At 64.3% G+C, this 19366-nt stretch carries 4 protein-coding genes and 8 pseudogenes; 10 read left to right on the forward strand and 2 right to left on the reverse strand.

Going from position 1 to position 19366, the window contains the following annotated elements; all coding sequences use genetic code 11:
* Positions 1-27 precede the first annotated feature (27 nt).
* A complete protein-coding gene (locus EV667_RS21610) occupies positions 28-7974 on the reverse strand; it encodes a SpvB/TcaC N-terminal domain-containing protein (RefSeq protein WP_131837390.1) in 7947 nt (2648 codons plus the stop codon).
* Positions 7975-9399: 1425 nt separating this feature from the next.
* Between EV667_RS21610 and EV667_RS23035 the strand changes: the two are divergent.
* From EV667_RS23035 to EV667_RS23040, 8 genes and pseudogenes are all read left to right on the forward strand, one after another.
* Positions 9400-10290, forward strand: a pseudogene (locus EV667_RS23035) (transposase); the annotation flags it as partial.
* Between the two features lie 611 nt (positions 10291-10901).
* Positions 10902-11068: pseudogene (locus EV667_RS23305) on the forward strand (IS256 family transposase); the annotation flags it as partial.
* A gap of 185 nt (positions 11069-11253) precedes the next feature.
* Positions 11254-11610, forward strand: a complete 357-nt coding sequence (locus EV667_RS23310) for a transposase (RefSeq protein WP_425359053.1) — start codon at positions 11254-11256, stop codon at positions 11608-11610.
* Positions 11537-12049 (forward strand): annotated as a pseudogene (locus EV667_RS23315) (transposase). The gene EV667_RS23310 and the pseudogene EV667_RS23315 overlap by 74 nt, the downstream one beginning before the upstream one ends.
* A gap of 410 nt (positions 12050-12459) precedes the next feature.
* Positions 12460-12795: pseudogene (gene tnpA, locus EV667_RS21625) on the forward strand (IS66-like element accessory protein TnpA); the annotation flags it as partial.
* Positions 12796-12819: 24 nt separating this feature from the next.
* The gene (gene tnpB, locus EV667_RS21630) at positions 12820-13146 is read left to right on the forward strand and encodes an IS66 family insertion sequence element accessory protein TnpB (protein WP_131837393.1); all 327 of its coding nucleotides are present in this window, start codon (positions 12820-12822) and stop codon (positions 13144-13146) included.
* 43 nt (positions 13147-13189) lie between these two features.
* Positions 13190-14767 (forward strand): annotated as a pseudogene (gene tnpC / locus EV667_RS21635) (IS66 family transposase).
* A gap of 184 nt (positions 14768-14951) precedes the next feature.
* Positions 14952-15317, forward strand: a pseudogene (locus EV667_RS23040) (transposase); the annotation flags it as partial.
* 404 nt (positions 15318-15721) lie between these two features.
* Here the strand turns inward: EV667_RS23040 and EV667_RS22680 are convergent.
* Complete coding sequence (locus EV667_RS22680) at positions 15722-16165, reverse strand: hypothetical protein (protein WP_165901679.1); 444 nt, start codon at positions 16163-16165, stop codon at positions 15722-15724.
* A 317-nt stretch (positions 16166-16482) separates the two neighbouring features.
* Here EV667_RS22680 and EV667_RS21640 point away from each other — a divergent pair.
* A pseudogene (locus EV667_RS21640) lies at positions 16483-17646 on the forward strand (IS256 family transposase).
* A 300-nt stretch (positions 17647-17946) separates the two neighbouring features.
* Positions 17947-18306 (forward strand): annotated as a pseudogene (locus EV667_RS21645) (transposase); the annotation flags it as partial.
* Positions 18307-19366 lie beyond the last annotated feature (1060 nt).

Here is a 19366-nt window from a genome sequence, read left to right on the forward strand (position 1 = left end):
CCCGAAACGGTGACGACGATCTAGGGGCTAGTGGAACCATCCTGTGACGGTGCGCTGGACGGCCATTGTCGGCGCTACGGTTATCGCGCTGAGGCCGGCGGTGACGGCCCCCGCGATACGGGCATTATCGGTAGACAGGCCGACGCGTTTGGCGACCCCTTCAGCGGCGGCGCCATGTTCCGCCGCGACATCGCTGATGCCGAGAAGCTGGTCCGCCGCCTCGCCCACGGCGACGCCGAGACGCCCGGCATCGACCACGTCGCCAACCACCGGCACGAGGCCGACCACGTCGAGCGTGGCGGAACCCATATTGCCTTGTGATGCCTCATAGGCCGCCGAGGTCGCGCCAGCGCCCATGCCGACGAAGGGGATGACCTTCAGCGCCTTGGTTCCCAGCTTCTTCAGCACGGTTTTCGCGCCCGTCTTTGCGGCGGATTTGGCGGCTGTCTTGGAGGCGACTTCGAGGCCTTCGGCCCCGGCTGCAAGCACCTTGGCCTCCGTCGTGGCGGCTGCGGCTACTTCGGCATTGCCCTTGAAAACGCTTGTCGACCGGGGCTTTTGCTCCGTCGCAATGGTTGTCAGCTGCCCAGACGAGGGGGTCGCGTTCACCGCTGCGTCTATCTCTGCCGTCGTGGCGCCGACGAGCGGGTTATTCTCGGCGCGCCGCGAGAAGGCCCGCACGTCCGCATCGGTGTGCAGGCTGTCCACCTGGCCGATAACCGCCGCTTCGGCGCCCGCAGACAGCGTGCTGCCGTTCGCGACAGAGGCGGCCTCAAGCCGGCGCAATCCAGCTTCCGGCGTCAGCTCGGCCGCAGTGGCCGCAGTGACGCCACCCGCCCGCGCCTCACTTTTGGCCGCGTTAAGTGCCGCTAAGTCTCCTCCGGTCTTTGTGTCCGCCACCGCCTCCTTGACCATCGCGGTGGGCGACCTCCGGTCGGCGCGATGTCCGCGACCGTCCGGGATCGGAGATTGCCCGGTCGCCGGATTGCGCAAACTCTCGCGCTGGTGCGAAACCGGCCAGATATGCTCGGATTCCAGCCGGTACTTGCCGGTGGCGGGATCGATTCCACCGCTGTGTCCCTGCGAACCATGCGGACCGATGTCGCCCTCCACCCCGGCTCGGCGACCAGCCAGCCCCCCCGGGTCCACCAGCCCGATCGGGTCATTGCCCGCATAAGCGTAGCGATTGCTTCCATCGGTGAGGCCCGCCGGGTCGGGCGATGTCCAGCGGCCGAGCCAGGGGGCGTAATAGCGCGCCCCCAGATGGTACAGGCCGCTCTCCTCATCCCGCTCCCGGCCGAGGAAACGGTAGCGTTTCGGCGTCTCGGTCTGCGACCGCACCGCCTGATAGGAGGTGCCGCCGAAGGGGAAGTACTCCTCGAACGAGATCACGGCCCCGGCCTCGTCGAGCTCCAGCGATACCGAGCCCTGATGGCTGGAGAAGGTGTAACGCCAGAGCTGCGCCGGCCCTGGGTCCACCCCCGCTGTGCGCGTTTCGACGATCGCGACGCGCTCGCTGCCGAAGGCGAGGTGAAGCGTCTCGCGCTCGACCGCCACAGTCGTCCCGTCCGCCGCATAGTCGCGGCGGATCTCGATGGGGCCGAGCGCGATAACCTCGGATCGACGGCGTGGATCGCCATCGGCCGGCGCGGCGCGGTCGGTGACCTTGCGAACCCGCTCGCCACCGGCGGCGTAGATATAGCGCGTGGTCTCCGGCGTGCCGGCATTTACCGCCTGGCGCGCGGTCGCGACGAGATGATCCTGCTCATCCCAAAGCAGCAGCGAAAGATGCGGCATGGATGACATCCGCCCATGGCCATCATGAGCGAAGGCCACGTCCGGCAGCCCGGAGACGCTCATCCCCGTGAGACGGTCTCCGCTCACCGCCGCATCCGTCAGCGACGGCGCATCATAGCGATAGTCGCGCGTCCAGCTTCCGGTGTCGGCGGTGTGACTGACACGCTCAATATTGCCGACGTCGTCGTGCTCATATCGTTCAAGATAGGTGCCCATGGCGAGGCCGTCGCCCGGGTGCGGCAGGCGTTGGCGCCCCTCTTCCCACGCATCGGCGGCGGTTGGTGCCGCGGCGACACCCGATGTCTGGCCAAGATGCTCGCGGCCGCGCGCCGCCACCAGACGATAGGCCGCGTCATAGGTGAAGTCCTGCCCCGGTTCGACCCGGCGATTGCGGAAATAGACGGCATTCTGTCGGTCGGCACCGTCCCGCACGCGCGTCACATTTCCCACCGGGTCGTAGGCATAGGTGAGTTCCTGCACCAGCCGCTCGGCCTCCGGCCATGCGCTGCCACGGTCGGTCGTCAGCCGGCGCAGGCGAAACGTTTCGGGATCGTGCTCATGGCGCAGCTCGACGCCGTTGCCGAACCGGATCCACGCGCGCTGCCCCTTCGCGTCGTGGTGGCAGTCCCTTACAACGCGACGGTTGGCGGTGGCGGGGTCGAGCAGGGTGTCGGGGGCCACCGGCTGGCGCACCCAGACATCCATGGTCTCGGCCAGGCCACCATCGCCATAACCGACGCGAATGACCGAAGGGCGCATCCCCTCACGGTGCGGGACGACAATCTGCACGGCGCGTCCGAGCGCGTCGTGCCGGGTGAGCGAGACATAGCGCTCGCCAGGCGCCAGCAAGGGCGCGGCGGCAGCGTCCAGTGCACCCGCACCGGTCAACCCGTCGAGCGCCGCCCAGTCCGGCACAACGCGCCAGCCGCGCGCGAGATGGCGAGCCGCACTCAGTAGGTTTCCGGCGAAATCATAGGCTTCGCTCTCGCTGAGGCCGGCTGCGTCATAGGCCCGCCACAGACGACCGCGCAGGTTGCGCCCCGCCGGCGCCGTCTCGCCATAGATCGACAGATCGCGCAAAGACTCGACGCCGTCCCGTGCCACGAAGCGATGGGTGGGGCGGCCCAAAGCATCGTAACGGTGCCGAATACGGTGCCCCATCGCGTCCCAGGCCAGAACGGCATTGCCGCGGATATCCGGCAGCAGACGCCGCTCGCCGTCGTCCATCCCCCGCCGGAAAAGCGGCCGGCCGATGAAGTCGTAGCCGGCAAGGAAGCGCCCCCCGCCGAGGAGCGAGCCGTGCTCGGTCACGCGGCGCAGGCGGGCGTCGAAAACGGCGAGCGTTCGCCCGGCGGCATCGCGTGCGGTACGCCCGGCAATGCGCCTGTCCCCCATCTCCGTCACCGTGAGGGCAATCTCGCCCAGCACATCGAAATGAGAGATATCAGGCGTCGCTCCATGGGCATGTGCCTTGGCGGCGGCGTCAGTCTCGGCGGCACGCGCCTCGGCGGTGGCGCCGACCTCCCCAGCCTCCCGGCGTTGGCGCCAGGAGCGAAAGGCTTCCGGTGCCACCCCCAGCAGCCGCACGAAAGCGCCGCCGACGTCGGGGTCATCACGCGGGTCGGGGATCGCCGTGGTGTCGTTGGCGTCCCAGACCTCCTGCCGCCATGGGCCGATCATCGCCTTTGTCCAGCTCTTGTCGGGCATCAGCACGGCACTGGGGCGCCCCAGCGGGTCGTAGAGCGTGGTGACACCCACCCCTTCCGCCTTGCCCGGCTCGTATTCGGCTTTGCCGGTAAAGAACGGCTCGTAGGTTCGCAGCGGGCGGCCTTTATTGTCGAACACCGTCCAGCCGGTGCAGGTCCAGCGCGGCGCGACATCCGCGCCACCCGGCGTTACCGGCCCCGGCTCCGCCAGCGACTTCACCTGGATTTCGCGGGCGAAGCCGTCGCAATGGCTGAGCCCGACGCTGACTCGATCGGAAAGTCCTGGGTCCGCCCCGAAAGCATGGCGCTCCCGCGCCAACCGCGCCGTCCAGCACGGTGTGGGCGCGGGCTGGCTGCGGGTCCTGAAATAGGCAAAAACATCATGCAGAACCCGCGACGAGGCCTTCCCCATCGCGGCATGCGCACGGCCCGCCGGATCGCTCGCGAAGGCGGCCAGTTCCTCCATGTCCGGGTCGACCTCGAAGCCGGTGAGATCGCCACCGAGAGCGTTGCCCTCGTCTCCGCGGGTGGCGATTGCGACGACCCGGCACAACGCATCGAAGGCAACCTCGACCCGGTTGCCATTGGGGTCGGTCGTGCGGAAAGGCTGCATCACCCGCCAGTCGATCGTAGCACGAACACTGTTCCCCACGGGATCGACCGTCTCATCGGGCATCAGGTCATGTGCGTGATGGATGCGCGCCACACTGCCGAACGGATCGACCGTCCGGCGGATCAGGAAAAAATGCGCCCGCGCCTCGATCGCCTCATCGGCCGGCAGATCGCCGTCGCCCGGCGACAGAAATGCGCGACCCGACGGGCGCCACCAGCCCGAGTGGTCGGCAAGCTGGACATATCCGGCGCCTTGGAGATCGGCGTCACCTATCCGGTCGCCATAGACCTGCGCCAGCAGTTCCGGGGTGAAGACCAGCTCCCAGTTCTCGCCGGAGAGCGCCAGCGGCTCCAGCTTTCCCGGCGGCAGGAGGCCGGTGAAATCGTCGCGGCGATACCGGGTGCGCAGGCGCGAGAGAACACGCCGGCGGGGCGTGGCGGGTTCAGGCGAGGTGCCGTCGATATCGCCGGCATTCTCCTGTTCGGCAGGTTCATCATGGGCACCCGTCCACAACGACGCCCACAGGCTGTCGAGCTCCTCGAAACTGAAGCGGTTGGTGAGCCCAGGCCGGTTGGCCGCCGGCGCCGCGCCGGTGATCGCAGCCGTCATGGTCTCGGCGACCAAAGGAAGACGGTGCGCGTGCGGAAATGCCGCCGGATCATCTAGCGCCTCGGTCAGCCGGCGTTCGCTGGCGGTGATATGCACCCGGCCCTGGTCGCGACCGAGCATGGCCTGAAAGCCCACGGCCAAACTGGGTTCGGGCGCAGCCGTGGGAGGGCGTCGCGGATAGGCGACCGAGACGGTGCGCAGCGCATTGCCGAAGCGGTCCGTCTCCAGCGTCAGTTCGTGCGAACAGCGCGGATCCGACGCGTCGCGCTCATAGTGCAGGGTGAGGCTTTCCCGCGGACGGACGGCGAAGACGCTGCTGCGATTTGGCCCGCGCGGCTGCACCCGCACGATGGCGGGGCTTGTCTCCGTCACCGTATAGGGAATGCCCGCGCGGGAGCTGCCATCCTGCGCGTAGACCTCGCTGCGCAACAGCGTGCCACGCAGCGCGCGGGTGGCCTCCGCCATTTCGCGGGCGGAAAGCCCCGGCGGTATAACCGGTTCCGACAGCCGCATGGCCGCCCGGTCTTCCGCCCGCAGCGGATCGCGTAACGAGGGCTCGCACCACGCCTCGGCAGCGAAGCGATGTGCAATCTCGCGACCCTCGACCAGCGCGCCGGTGTGAAACCAGCTGCGTGTCAGAACGGGCGGCGACCAGGTCGCGGTGTCCCAGTTCTCGGCGGTTTCGCCATCGCGCGGCTCGTCGCTGTCCCATTGCTCGACCAGGCCGAAGCCGGCAAATTCGCGCTCCTCGCCATCATAATGACCGTGGTGATAGGCGAGGCGCGTCACCGTGCGGATGCGGGCGATGTGGTCGATGGCCTCTGTCCGCTCGACCACATGGATGGGAAACGGTATCCGCGTCATCCAAGGTTGCCCCCGCTGGGCGTCCTCGACCGCGAAGCGGGTGGAGGGGGCGTAGCTGACCCGTGTCTCGGCCCCGAGATTGTTCCGCGTCCCGATCAATAGATGTGGCTTCTGGCCCCGCATGAGATCGATGTAGCGCACCGTGTGGCCGCGTCCGTCGCCACGTGGAGAAGACCAGACAAGAGCGGCTGTTCCGGTGCCGAGCAGGTCCGTGACCTCGACAAAGGCGGCAAGGTCGGCATCGGGCAGGCGCGCGATGCGCTGCACGTCGGAAAAGCCGTTTCCGCCCCGGTTGAAGGCGGCCTCGACCCCTTCTTCCCCGAGATAAAGAAGGTCGGCCGCCCCGGAGCCGTCAATGTCGGCAAGCCGCAGCCTTGCCGGATCGAAACGGGTGCGATCGGCGAAGCGCGGCGCCTTCTCCATGCTGACGCGCCGGCCGAAATGACCATGGCCGAGGTTCGGCCAATAGCACACCTCGCCGAAGCGCAGCCGGACGAGGTCGCTCAGGCCGTCGCCCGTCATGTCGGCAAGCTGGATGCTCTCATCCGCGCCCGGCTCCGAGAAAAGCACGCGGGGGCCCGCGCGCTCGTCCCATGGTAGCGGACGGCGCAGCGCACGATCGAACCCCGCCTCGCCGCGCGAGATGTGGACGACGAGCGCAGCATCGGTGGTGATGATGATGTCCGCTCTTCCGTCGCCGGTGAGGTCGATGAAGCGCAGGTCAGGGTCGTCCCAGTCGATACGCGGCATTGTCTTGAAAGGCTGGAACGGTTGCCAAGAGCCATCGCGACGCCGCTCGAAAAGCCCGGGCAGCGGCGACTGCCAGAAGACGAGGTCGGGCTTCCCGTCGCCGGAGAGGTCGAGTATCTGGCCGCCGATGCCGTTCGGCGCGCAACCGGGGCCAGGAACCGCTGCAAGCTCGCGCGCGGCAGCGAAGCGGGCAATGGGGCACGGTGTGCCGTTAGGACCCGGCAAGAGGTTGGCCGCGCTCAAATTCGCTCGGTAGGTCCAACTCCCCTGGCCACGCTCGAGGATTCCCGGCCGGCCATCGCCTTCGAGGTCGACCAGTTGCACCTTTTGGCCATCAATGCCGTTCGCGAGTTGATCCCCCGCTGCGGTCTCTACCGTCATCAGATCTGGATGGAGCGCGGCGGCAGCGTAGTCGAACTCAAGCGGAGGCATCGCACGACGCAGATAGGTTTCCGGCGCGCGGCGGCGATAGCCGACTTGGGTGACCGACGTCAGCAGGCTGTGTAGCGGCGCCGGGCCGCCGGGGAATCGGGTTTCGTCGGCGTAGGCGAGGTCCACCGAACGCACGAGGCAGTCCTCGCCGCAGGAAGATTCCTCGGGAAAATTATGGAACATCAAGATGCGGCGGCACCGGCGGTAGCTGCGCAGTTCGAATCCCGGCCGGCAAGATGAAAACGGATCAGGCCGCACCGCCCAGGCGCGGTCGGGTGCAGGGTGGGGCGCATCTGGATCGTGATCGCCATAGTCGAGGACCACCTGATGGCGCCACAGCGTCGGCAGCCGAGCCGGCGCGCCCTCCGGGCTCAGATCGGGATACCACGGCGTCCCGGCGCTGTAGCGAATGCTCTTGAGATGTCGCTGCGCCGCGATGAAGCGCCGGTCGCGGTTCTGTTCATGAAGGGCGTGGAGATCGACGCCGGTATCGTCTTCCGCGACGTGGTCGTAGACGGCGAGATTGCCTTTGTCGTCATAAACCCGTGAGAGAAGCCAGGAAAAGCAGCGGCGGGGATCCGTAGGGTCGGCGATCCGCGAGGCGGGCGAGTCACCGTAGATCGAGGTGATATTGGCTGGATCGATGACGCGCCAGAAGCTCTCATCCCCCCGCGTCGCGCACCATAGTTCGATACGGGCATAGGCCCCCTCCGTTCGCGGGCGGAACGACGACACCTCGAAATCCCGGCCATGCAGACGAACCCGCCGGCGCAGGGGCTGATCGGTGCCGTCGAGTGTTCGCACCAGCGCCTCGGAGCCGGAAAGAACGAATTCGTCGCCATCTTCTGGATCGAGGTAAGTCGGCAAGCCGCGATCAGTGCCCCGCGAGATCGCCGGACAGCCAATGCTCCAGCCCAGGCCCAATGGCCCGTTCCCGGCGCCGCTGTCATAGCTGAGGCTCAGGCCCGAGAACACGGGGCCACGCCCGGACGTTAGCGGCAGAGGCAAGGCAAGGCGTCCGGTCCCGGTCGCCGGGTTGACCGAAAAGGTCTCGCCTATCCCGCGGACCGCACCTCCGCCTTTTGGAAGGGATAGACTGGGGAAGACCGGCTGCTGACCCAGCGCCCCTGCATCCTGGACGCGTGCGTTGAAGCTCGCCGATGAGCTTTCTTGTGCGGAAGAAGAAGGCACAGCTGAAAGCATGGAACCTCAGCACAAGCCGTAAACAAAATAAGGTAAGTAGACCTCATACTCACGATAATACCAGAATACCTTTAAAGGTAATTTCTGTATTTTTCTTCTGCTGCGCATGAATTTCAGATGAAAATAAATATCTGTCAATACGAATGTCTATTTCGCTCTCGTAGCGGATACCGCAATGGAGCAAAGGCTGGGTATCCCCCTGCCTTATTTCTCGCACGTTCCCGAACCAGTCGCTCCCGGTCGAGGAGGGGGCCTTCCACCCGGTCCTTGCCGCGGGGGGGGGCAGCTCGTCATAGAGCCGCGTCGATGCGTAGGGCCTGTTGGGAGGTGATCGGCGAACTCCTTGCGTACAATTGGCCATCCTCGACGTCGCATACCACGGATTGTCCGCAGAAGGCCGTTGCGACGCCTCAACCCGCAGCCGCCTAAAGGGCAATCGGCATGGGGGCGCCTTCGGACTATGGCTAGCGACAGGCCTGACCAGGTCGGTACGCCTAAATACCCGCATCGATGCGGCGCGGGTTCTTGAAACGGGTTGCGAACATGGGCTGGGGACAGCCACAGCTCTCTACTAAAGGTTGTCTGACACCATGGACGCGGACTTCTGCATCGACGCGCTGTAGGAGGCCTTGTCCCGGTCAGGGTGGCCCGGTATCTTCAGTCCCGACTATTTCAGCCAGTTCACCAGCCCACGTTTCGCCAAGGTTTTGCTGGAGGCCGGGGCACGATCTCCATGGATGGCCGCGGCCAGAGTGAATTTATCTCACGCCTTTGAGACCGTTCCGATCTCGGGCCGGGATCTACGGGTGAGGCACCTACTGCAATCGCCCGGGCCCCACTCGACCGTCGGCGGAAGAACGTCTGAGGAGGCCATACGGCCAGCGAGGGCGTTGACATGACAGCGTGACGGACATCAGACCAATCTTAGACGAGCCGCCGCTCTTTAAGACAAATGGTGGACGCCTAACACCCTAGAATACATTTCAATGCCGCTAGAAGTTGAGTATTATTTCTTAGGACTTCGTCCGTCTTGCTAGAATGCCCGCATAATGGAAGCGCCCGTCAGGCGCGGCCAGTTCCATTCGAACAATTCGCGGAAGCGAGAAATGACAATGAGAAAGTCCGATCAGCATTACGGCGGCGAAGCCGAGAAGGGCGCCCCTCTAGTTTCTCAGGCGTCTATCGACGCTAGATTCCGTAGTATTAGGCGTAGTGTGCGTCACATGCATTGGATTTCATTTGCCGCGTTGTTCATGTTGATACTGCTTTTGATTATTTAAATGCAATATAAAGTTTCGACCGTGCCGCCGTCCTTTAATTCACTGAGTAATCCTCTCGTTTCAGTGGATTGAACCTGACCTGTCACAGTGTGTTTCATCCACTGCGATTTGGCGTCCGGCTTCTGAAGGACGGACAGAAGAAGCGATGCGGTTCACGAAAGAGCAGATCATCGCGGCTTTGCTCGAGTGTGCGGCGGGCGCGAAGCCCGCTGATCTGTTGCGCAAGCACCGCGTACTGGAAGCAACACTATATAACCGGAAGGCTCGCTATGGCGGCATGGACCGGTCCGAGGCCAAGCGCCTGAACCAGTTTGGGGATGAGAACGCCAAGCTCAAGAGGCTGCTGGCCCAGCAGATGCTGGATGCCACCGCATTCCGCTAGCTTCTTGCAATAAATGGTGGGGTCCGTCGCCACGCGCGAAGCTGTCGCGCATCTGCCGGCCGTGATGCGCCTGTTGAACGGCGGGCCTGCAGCATTGTAGCCGCTGATCGGGAGATGGTCCGCTACCGTTCCCACCGACCGTCGGATTTTGCCCTGCGCGCAGCTGCGCGACCTTACCAATGAGCGCAGGCTTCAGCTATCCATCGTCCGGCAGGCAATTGAGCACAACTGCCGTAAGGCGGCGGCTGTTCGTCCTTCTGCCCCGCACTGGCCCCCGTTCGGGATCAACAGCATCTATCGGTGCTATCGCGAGGAAAGCCTCGTGAAGCGAGCCGCGGACGAGACACCGCGCCGTTGGAACACGGGCGCCGGTCCTCGTTGAAGCGAAGCCCGAAGCCCAATGCGCGCTAGTCGCTAAATTTCGTCCTTGACCAGTTCGCGTGTGGCCGCCGTTTCAGCATCCCGCGACAAACGCGACGTGTTTGCGCTGACATCGTCGACCACGTCACGCGTGAATGCCTTGCCACTATTGGCGACACGTCGATTTCGGGAGGGCGCGTGGCGCACGAACTGACGACGCTGAACGAGTGGCCGGGCAAGCCGGGCATGATCCTCTCTCATCACGGTACCGAGTTCACCTCGAATTCCATGCTCGTCTGAGCGTAGGTCATGCGCGGCTTTACATCGCCAATGGCGTTGGGGTGCGGAACGATGCGGCGTAGTGTGGTGGCATTAGATGAGAGCCATCGATGGTATGGCGTGTAGCCGCGTTTCCTTTCCTTTGGCGCGAGCCGGCTTGGTCCATAGTCCAGACACGCCTTTCACTTGCCAGCAGACCTGATTATGAAAATGGCGAATGTCGCCCTGTGCGTGCCATTTCTTGCATTCGCAACCAGTCGCTTTATCCCCATCCCGACCCGACTGCCGTTGCAACTGGTTGCACTGGGTGCGCAGATGAACTTTTAGCCTGACGAACCACATTGTGCTCGGTACGCTGAGGCGCCGACGGCTTCCCCGCTTCGACAAATGTCGTTCGTTGCAACTGGTTGCAATCCTTGTCGAGGAATTGGTGGGACATTGGGGGTGATGCGGACTGACGGCCAAGACGTAGACTAAACTACGGCTCTTTCGCTCGGCGTGGCCACTTCACGATCGTGTCCCGGGCGTGGTGCAGGTCTTGGCTGAGGTGGTCGCCCGCGATGTTCCAGTAGGAACGGGTTTCTGAAACCAACGCCAGACCGAAAGATTCACCGAAAGCCACCGAGATGATGAACTTGCGCGAGCGCGTGCAGAAGTCCCCCGACGCTGATCTACTGCGCGGGATGTTAGGCTTTACGGGCGAGCGCCTGGCGGAGCTGGAGGTCGACGCCGTGACCGGCGGCCCATGGTGAGAAGGATCCTACCCGCTGTGCCCAGCCCCAACGGCTATCGTGAGCTGCTAAGCCGGCTTCCTCAAGGTCCGCCGGATGGCCGATAAGCCCTTGACTGCGGTGATGCCAGCCAAATCCGAAGCAATTGTAGCGGAAGCCTATGTGCAGGGCATCTGACGCGATCCGTCGATGATCGGGTCAAGGCCATGGGCATGACGCGCATTTTTAAGGGCTAGGTGTCGTGGCAGTGCGAAGAGATCGACGACAAGGTGAAGCCCTTTCTGACCAGTCGATCGAGGGCAACTGGTCCTATCTCTGGATCGACGCCAGTTACCTCGAGATCGGCGCGGCGGCCGGATCGTCTCCGTCGCCGTTGTCATCGCCATCGGGTTCAACCCCGAGGGGCGGGGCGGGGCGAGGTGCTGGGGCTCGAGATCGGGACCTCAAGGCGGGGTCGGTATGGACCGAATTCCTACGCAAGTTGACGCGCCGGGGCCTGCGCGGGGTGAACCTGGTGGTCTCCGATGCCCATGAAGGCATCAAGGCGGCGGTCTCGAAGGTTTCCGCGCCATCTGGCCGCGCATCGGGTGCACATCCGGCGTAATGCTCTGGCCCATGGCGGCCGCTCGCGACGGCGCGTCGTCTCGGACTTCATCGCCACGGCGTTTGCCCAGGACGATGCGCCCGCCGCGAGCCACCAATGGCGCAGGGTCGCCGACCAACTCAGGCCTACCGTCCCCAAGCTCGCGGTGCTGATGGACAAAGCTGAGACAGACGTGTTGGCCTACATGACCTTCCCGACCTAGCACCGCGCCAAGCTTCACAGCAGAAACCCGCTGGAGCGCCTCAACGGCGAGATCAAGCGCCAAACCGAGGTCGTTGGCATCTACCCCAATGAGGCCGCCATCACCCGCCTCGTCGGCGCCATCCTGCTCGAATGGAAAGATGAATGGGCCGTCCTGTGCGCCCGCTACGTCACGCTAGAAAGCGCCGCGCTGATCAGCGATGATCCCATCGTCAGCCTGCCAGCCGTGGTTGCCTGACCAGCCCGGCCAAAACCGGCAGCGTGGTGCCTCCGAGAGGCTACACCACCAACAGGGACACGGCCACACCCCACCCCAACAGGTTTGCCCGTTGCAACGGGTTGCACTGGATGCGCAGATGAACTCGTGGCCTGACGAACCACGTTGTGCCCTGCACGTTGAGGCGCCGCCGACGTTCCCCGCTTCGACGCATGTCGTTCGTTGCAACTGGTTGCAATCCTTGTCGAAGGGTAAGCGTCGTCTTGGCCCCACCTATCGCGCGCCGGCGTGATCGTTGATGTTCTGGGCCCCGAGGGCTTGGACATATGACGATTTCAGAGCTTCCGCTTAAATCCAGCGCTGCCGACCCGGTTCGGCGGTATGAGGTGTTCACGGGTGCGGGGCGCCGCCGGGATTAGTCGGCCGAACAGAAGGCGCGGCTCGTGGCGGAAAGTTTCGAGCCGGATGTGACGGTGAGCGCGGCTGCGCGCCGCCACGGTCTGACGCCGCAGCAACTGTTCTTCTGGCGGTGTGAAGCACGCAAGACGAGCGAGATGATCCCAGCCTTCGTGCCGGCGGTCGTCGCGCCGGAGCCGCCTCCCGCATCTGAACCGTCCGCCCCACCGTCACGACCGGAGCGGCGTGACCGGCCACGTCGCGCCGCGGCCAACGAGATTGAGGTCGCCGGCGCCCGCGTGATGATCGAGAGCGGGGCCTCGCCGGCGACCATCGCCGCGGTGCTCGGCGCGTTGAAGGCCTGGTTGTAATCGGCCGACCGGCGCAGCCGGGTCATGGTGGCCACGAAGCCCGTCGATTTCCGCAAGGGGGCCGAAGGCCTGGCCGCTCTGCTGCGCGAGACGATGGGGCCCGATCCCTTCTGCGGGATGGTCCACGTGTTCCGCGCCAAGCGTCCTGATCGGGTGAAGCTAGTGCTCTGGGACGGTATCGGCGTGGTGCTGGTCGCCGAGCGCCTGGAGAATGGCGAGTTCCGCTGGCCTATTATCGAGCACGGCGCGCTGCGGCTGACAGCGGCGCAGCTGCCGGCCGTGCTCGAGGGTCTGGACCGGCGCCGGGTCCATGAGCCGCAACGGACGACGACGCCGGTCGCGGCAAGCTGAAAAACCCTCGCAAACGACTGGCGAATATGATTGAATCGGTGTCATGGCGTCACTCCGCTCCGAGCTTCCCCGTGATCCCGAGACGCTCCAGGCGATGCTGATCGCACGGGACGCGGAGATCGAGCGACTACGTCAGATCATCAAGGAATTGCAGCGCCATCGCTTCGGCCGTCGCGCCGAGACGCTACCCGAGGACTAGCTTCCCCTCGCCCTGGAAGAGGTCGAGCAGGTGGAGGCCGCAGGTTTTGCGGCATCTGAGGGGAACGCGCCGGCGACAAAGGCCGAGCGGGTCGCAAAGCGTCGTGCAAACCGCGGCGCGTTGCCCGCCCATCTGCCGCGCATCGAGACGGTGGTCGATATCGAGAGCGATGTCTGCCCCTGCTGTTCCGGCCGGCTCCACCGCATCGGCGAGGACGTGGCCGAGCGGCTCGACATCGTGCCGGCGCAGTTCCGCGTGTTGGTAGTGCGCCGGCCGAAATACGCCTGCCGGTCCTGCGAAGACGTCGTGGTGCAGGCACCCACGCCGGCTCGGCTGATCGAGGGTGGTATCCCGACCGAGGCGACGGTCGCCCCAGGTTCTGGTCTCAAAATACGCCGATCATCTGCCGCTGTACCGTCAGGCCCAGATCTACGCCCGTCAGGGTGTCACGCTCGATCGTTCGACGCTTGCCGACTGGGTCGGGCGCGCGGCCTTCCTGCTGCGCCCCGTGCACGAGCGGATGCTGGCGATGCTGAAGGCTTCGCCGAAGCTGTTCGCCGACGAGACCACGGCGCCGGTGCTCGATCCCGGACGGGGCCGGACCAAAACAGGTCAACTCTTCGCCTATGCCCGCGATGACCGGCGTTGGGGAGGCGCGGATCCGCCCGCCGTCGCCCATGTCTATGCGCCCGACCGAAAAGGGGAGCGACCGATCGCCCATCTCGATGGGTTTACGGGCATCCTGCAGGTCGATGGCTATGGCGGCTACAAGACGTTGGCCGGACGCAACGCGGTCAGCCTGGCGTTCTGCTGGGCGCATGTTCGGCGGCGCTTCTACGAGTTGGCCCAGACCGGCTCCGCGCCGATCGCCAGTGAAGCCCTGCTACGCATCGCCGACCTCTATCGCGTCGAGGCCGATATCCGTGGCCGCACCCCGGAGGAGCGCCGGGACGCACGGCAGCAAGGGAGCAAACCGATCATCGACGCCCTCGAGCCGTGGCTATGGCAAAAGCTCGCCTTGATCAGCCAGAAGACCAAGCTCGCCGAGGTGATCCGCTGCGCGCTCTCGCGCTGGGCGGGGCTCTGCCTCTTCCTCGACTACGGGCGCATCGAGCTCGACAACAACATCGTCGAGCGATCCATCCGCCCCCTGGCCCTGACCCGGAGAACGTTCTGTTCGCCAGCTCCGACGGCGGTGCCGAGCACTGGGCCGTCATCGGCTCGCTCGTCGAAACCTGCAAGCTGGATGGCATCGATCCCCAAGCCTACCTCAAGGACATCATCACCCACATCGTTAACGGCCAATGGATAGAGATGCGTGAGTGCAATTTCATGCATTCGCGACCAATCGCGGCATCCCACCCCCACCAGTTGCCCGTTGCAACGGGTTGCACTGGATGCGCAGATGAACACTTAGTCTGACGAACCACGTTGTGCCCGGCACGCTGAGGCGCCGACGACGTTTCCCACTTCGACGCATGTCGTTCGTTGCAACTGGTTGCAATCCCACGATGCGGGCTGACGCAAAGGACGTAGACCAAACCTCCGCCCCTCTTTCCTCGGGCAGGGTCGCGTCACACCGCCAATCGCTGTGAGCCGTGCCACGATGGCGCGTTCCGTTGTGGCGTTGCGCGAGTTGTTGGAAAAGAGCCCCGACACCGATCTTCTGCGAGAGATGATTGGCTTTGCCGCGCAGCGCCTGATGGGGTTGGGGGCGCGGCCTAACCGGCGCTGGCTTTTGCGGGAAGAGCCCAGAACGGCTGGCGCAGCGCAACGGATAACGCGAGCGCGACTGGGAGATACGCGCCAGCACGGTCGAGCTACGTATTCCGAAGCTGAGGAAGCGCGCAGCCACTTTCAGGCTCTCTCGAGCCGCGGCGCATTGGCCGAGAAGGTTCTAAGCGCCGCGATCCAGGAGGCCTATATCCAGGGCGTCTCGACCCGCTCGGTCGACGACCTCGTCAATGGGATAGAGGTGGGTGCGTGCCATCTCATGCATTCGCAACCAATACCGGCATCCCGCCCCGAGCGGGTTGCCCGTTGCAACTGGTTGCACTCGATGTGCAGACGAACTCTCAGTCTGATGAACCGCGCTCTGACCTGCACGCTTAGGTGCAGACCACGTTCCCCGCTGCACTGCATGTCCTTCGTTGCAACTGGTTGCAATCCTTGTCGAGGGAATTGGCGGGCCGCGGGGCGGGATGCGACGAGGACGTAGACCAAACCTTCCCACCTCTTTGCTCGGGCAGGGTCACTTCACACCGCCAATCGCTGTGAGCTGCGCAAAAATGGGGCGTAGCGTCGTGGTGTGGAGCGTGGAAAGCCATGGATAGGTCCATGGAAGCCGCGCATTTCCTGCCTTTCGCGCGGGCCGGCTCAGTCCGAAGTCCAAAGACGCACTTCACTGGCCAGCAGACCAAATGATGTAACATGGCGGATGTTGCCCTGAACGTGCCATTCCCTGCATTCGCGACCAGTCGCTTTATCCCCATCCCGACCCGGCAGCCGTTGCAACTGGTTGCACTGGATGCGCAGATGAACTCTTAGCCTGATCAACCGCGTTCTGACCTGCGCTAAGGCGCTGACGGCGTTCCACGCTTCAACGCATGTCGGTCGTTGCAACTGGTTGCAATCCTTGTCGAGGGAATTTGTGGGCACGATGCGGGCTGGCGCCAAGAACGTAGACCAAACCCTGCCATCTCTTAGTGCTCGGGCAGGCCACTTCACACCGTCAATCGCTTTGAGGCGCGCAACGATGGGGCGTAGCGCCGTGGCGTTGCACGCGGAAAGAGGTTTACGGCATGCCGTGTAGCGGCTCATTCTGTGCCCTTCCCACAGGCCCGCTCCGTCGAAAGTCCCAAGAACACTTCCCCTGCCAGCAGGCCAGATAGTGTGACATGGCGGATACCACCCTATGTGTGCGTTATAGTTCATGCATTCGCGGCCAATCGCTGTATGCACATCTCTGCCGGGCTGCCCGATGCAACTGGTTGCACTGGATGCGCAGATGAACTCTTAGCCTGAAGAACCATATTGAGCCCGCACGCTGAGGCGCAGACGACGGTCGTGTCCCATGGCATGGTGTAGCTGAGAGTGGTCACCGGCGATTGCTGGAGAAGAGCCCCGACGCCGATCTCCTGCGAGAGGTGATCGGCTTTGCCGCGCAGCGCCTGATGTAATGGGGGGCGCGGCGGCCTGACTGGCGCCGGCTTTGGCGAGAAGAGCCCGGAGCGTCTAGCCCAGCGCAACGGCTATCGCGAGCGGGACTGGGAGACGCGCGCTGGCACGGTCGAGCTGCGCATCCCCAAGCTGAGGAAGGGCCGCTACTTTCTGGGCTTCCTCGAGCCGCGCCGGATGGCCGAGAAGGCGCTGACGGCTGTCATTACAGCCAAATGCCAAGTAATTGGCGAGGAGGCCTACATCCAGGGCATCTCGACCCGCTCGGTCGACGACCTCGTCAAGGCGATGGGCATGAGCGGCATCTCCAAGAGCCAGGTGCCGCGGCTCTGCGAGGAGATTGACGAACGGGTCCAGGCCTTCCTCGATCGTACCATCGAGGGCGACTGGCCCTATCTCTGGATCGACGCGACCTATGTGAAGGCGCGCCGGGCCGGCCGGATCGTCTCGGTGGCAGTGATCGTCGCCGTCGGCGTCAACAGCAACGGAAGGCGCGAGGTGCTTGGGCATGGATATCGGCCCCGCCGAGGCCGAGACTTTCTGGACCGGTTTCCCGCGCAAGCTGGCGCGGCGTGGCCTGCGCGGGGTGAAGCTCGTCGTCTCCGACAGCCATGAGGGCATCAAGGCGGCCGTCTCGAAAGTCCTCACCGCGACCTGGCAGCGCTGCCGCGTCCACTTCATGAGGAACGCGCTCGCCCATGCCGGTCGCTCGGGACGGCGCGTCGTCTCGGCCTTCATCGCCACGGCGTTTGCCCAGGATTATGCTCCCGCCGCCAGCCAGCAATGGCGCAGGGTCGCCAATCAGCTCAGGCCGACGGTCCCCAAGCTCGCCGCCCTGATAGACACAGCCGAGACCAACGTGCTGGCCTACATGACCTTCCCGACGCAGCATCACGCCAAGCTGCACTCAACAAACCCGCTGGAGTGCTCAACGGCGAGATCAAGCGCCGCACTGAGGTGTCGGCATCTTCCCCAACGAGGCCGTCATCACCAGGCTCGTCGGCGCGATCCTGCTCGAACAGAACGATGATTGGGCCCTCCAGCGCGCCCGCTACATCACGCTAGAAAGCATCGCGCCGATCAGCGATGATCCCATCGTCGACCTGCCAGCCGTGGCCACCTGACAACCCGGCCAAGCCGGCAACGCGGTGGCTCCGAGAGGCTACACCACCATCAGGGACACGGCCACACCCCACCCCGACCGGGTCGCCCGTTGCAACGGGTTGCAACGGATGCACAGATGAACTCTTAGCCTGACGAACCACGTTGTGCCCTGCACGTTGAGGCGCAAACGACGTTTCCCGCTTCAATGCATGTCGTTCGTTGCAACTGGTTGCAATCCCACGATGCGGGCTGACGCCAAGGACGTAGACCAAACCTCCGCCCCTCTTTCCTCGGGCAGGGGCGCGTCACACCGCCAATCGCTGGGAGCCGCGCCACGATGGGGCGTTGCGCGGTTGTTGGAAAAGAGCCCCGACGCCGATCTTCTGCGAGAGATGATCGGCTTTGCCGCGCAGCGCCTGATGTAATGGGGGGCGCGGCGGCCTGACTGGCGCCGGCTTTTAAGGGAAGAGCCCGGAACGGCTGGCGCGGCGCAACAGATAACGCGAGCGCGACTGGGAGATGCGCGCCGGCACGGTCGAGCTACGCATTTCGAAGCTGAGGAAGCCCAGCTACTTCCAGGCTTACTCGAGCCGCGACGCCTGGCCGAGAAGGTTCTCACCGCCGCGATCCAGAAGGACCAGATCCACGGCATCTCGACCCGCTCGGGTGACGACCTCGTCAATGGATAGAGATGCGTGCGTGCCATTGCATGTATTCGCGACCAATCGCGGCATCCCAACCCAACCAGGTTGCCCGTTGCAACGGGTTGCACTGGATGCGCAGATGAACTCTTCGCCTGACGAACCACCTTGTGCCCTGCACGCTGAGGCTCAGACGACTTCCCGCTTCGACGCATGTCGTTCGTTGCAACTGGTTGCAATCCTTGTCGAGGGAATTGGTGGGACGATGCGGGCTGACGCCAAGGACGTATACCAAACCTCCGCCACCTCTTTGCTCGGGCGGGTCGCGTCACACCGCCAATCGCTGTGAGCCGCGCTACGATGGGGCGTACCATCGTGGTGTTGAGCGTGGAAAGCCATCGACGACACCATGGACGCCGCGCATTTCCTGTCTTTCGCGCGGGCCGGCTCGGTCCGAAGTCCCAATACACACTTCACCGGCCATCAGGCCAGAGAATGTGACATGTCAAATGTCACCATGTGCGAACGTGACATTTTGTGACATCCGCGACAGATCGCGGCATCCATATTCCGATGAAATTTTCGCCCGCTTGCGGCCCGGAGGCTGTGACATGTCAAAATGTCACCATGTACGAGTATGACATTTTGTGACATCCGCGACCGACCGAGGCATCCATATTCTGATGAAGTTTTCGCCCGGTTGCCGCCCGAAGAGTGTGACATGTCAAAATGTCACCATGTGTGAGTATGACATTTTGTGACATCCACGACCGACCGCGGCATCCAAATCCTGATGAAGTTTTCGCCCCGCTGCCGCCCGGAGGATGTGACATGTCAAAATGGCACCATGTGCGAACGTGCCATTTCGTGCCATCCGCGGCCGATCGCGGCATCCATATTCCGATGAAGTTTTCGCCCGCTTGCGGCCCGGAGGCTGTGACATGTCAAAATGTCACCATGCACGAACGTGACATTTTGTGACATCCGCGACCGATCGCGGCACCCATAGTCCGATGGAATTTTCGCCCGGTTGCCGCCGGATGAAGTGACATGGCAAATGGCACCATGTGCGAGTGTGCCAAAACCTGACACTTCACCC

This window comes from Ancylobacter aquaticus (assembly GCF_004339465.1).
Classification (GTDB): Bacteria; Pseudomonadota; Alphaproteobacteria; order Rhizobiales; family Xanthobacteraceae; genus Ancylobacter; species Ancylobacter aquaticus.